The organism is Dolomitihabitans soli (assembly GCF_022213955.1).
GTDB lineage: Bacteria > Actinomycetota > Actinomycetes > Streptosporangiales > Streptosporangiaceae > Streptosporangium_A > Streptosporangium_A soli.
Genome location: NZ_JAKNTW010000072.1, coordinates 1 through 1421, shown reverse-complemented (window position 1 = coordinate 1421; position 1421 = coordinate 1). Strand labels below are relative to the sequence as shown.

Below are 1421 nucleotides of genomic sequence, written 5' to 3'. Positions count from 1 at the left end.
GGTTGCGTCCACGGAAGTGGTGTATGAGTTTGGCCTGGTGACAGGCGTGGCGTCGTTAATGAGGACGGCCATCGCGTGATCCTTCGAGTGCGAAAGTACAAGATCGAAGGAGAACAAAGCGATGGCCGCAGACAACAGTGTGGACCCCACCGGCTGGCTGGCGAAGCAGATCGAGGCCGGCGACCCGGATCTGTTGCGGTCCATGGTGAAGACCATGGCCGAGGCATTGATGTCGGCCGAGGCCGATGGCCTGTGCGGCGCCGGATACGGCGAGCGCAGCACCGAGCGAAGCAACCGCCGCAACGGCTACCGGCTGCGGGACTGGGACACCCGCGCGGGAACCGTCGAGCTCGCGATCCCGAAGCTGCGGTCGGGCTCCTACTTCCCGGACTGGCTGCTGGAACGCCGCCGCCGGGCCGAGCAGGCGCTGATCAGCGTGGTCGCGACCAGCTATCTGCTGGGGGTCTCCACCCGCCGGGTGGACAAGCTGGTCGAGCAACTCGGCATCAAGAACATCTCCAAGAGCCAGGTCTCGCAGATGGCAGGGGTGCTCGATGAGCAGGTCGAGGCGTTCCGCACGCGGGCGCTGGACGGCGGGTCGTACACGTTCGTGTGGCTGGACGCGCTCACGCAGAAGGTGCGTGAGGGCGGGCGGATCATCAACGTGCACTGCCTGGTGGCCACCGGCGTGAACGCGGATGGCCGCCGGGAGATCCTCGGGCTGGAGGTGACCTCGGCCGAGGACGGCGCGGGCTGGCTGGGGTTCCTGCGCGGCCTGGTCGCGCGGGGCCTGTCGGGGGTGCAGCTGGTCATCTCCGACTGCCACCGCGGCCTGGTGCAGGCTGTCGCTGCGACCATGGCGGGCGCGTCCTGGCAGCGCTGTCGCGCTCACTACCTGCGTAACCTGCTGACGGTGGTGGTGAAGTCGGCCCAGCCGTTCGTGGCCACGCTGGTGCGTACCCTGTTCGACCAGCCCGATGCCGTCTCGGTGCGTGCCCAGCATGCCTGGGTCCTGCAGACGTTGGAGGCCAAGCATCCGGCCGCGGCAGAGCATCTGGACGCCGCCCGCGAGGACCTGCTGGCCTTCGCCGCTTTCCCGCGTGAGATCTGGCCGCAGATCTGGTCGAATAATCCGCAGGAGCGGCTGAACAAGGAGATCCGCCGCCGCACGGATGTGGTGGGCATCTTTCCCGACCGGCCGGCCGTGATCCGCCTGGTCGGCGCGGTACTGGCAGAGCAGACCGACGAATGGGTCGAAGCCCGCCGTTACATGGGGTTGGACATTCTGGCCAAGGCCCGGATCCGTGTGATCCCGGGCGACACACCAGCCCCGAATCCGCTGCCGCAGACACTTACCGCTTAACCTGCAGAAACAGGATCACGCGGAGATCGACTCATACACCACGTGCGTGGACGCGACC

General features: G+C 67.3%; 1 protein-coding gene. It reads left to right on the top strand.

The window, feature by feature from the left end; all coding sequences use genetic code 11:
- Positions 1 to 121 precede the first annotated feature (121 nt).
- Positions 122 to 1363, top strand: coding sequence for an IS256 family transposase (locus MBA17_RS49010; RefSeq protein ID WP_238505829.1), 1242 nt, complete (start codon positions 122 to 124; stop codon positions 1361 to 1363).
- Positions 1364 to 1421: the final 58 nt, after the last annotated feature.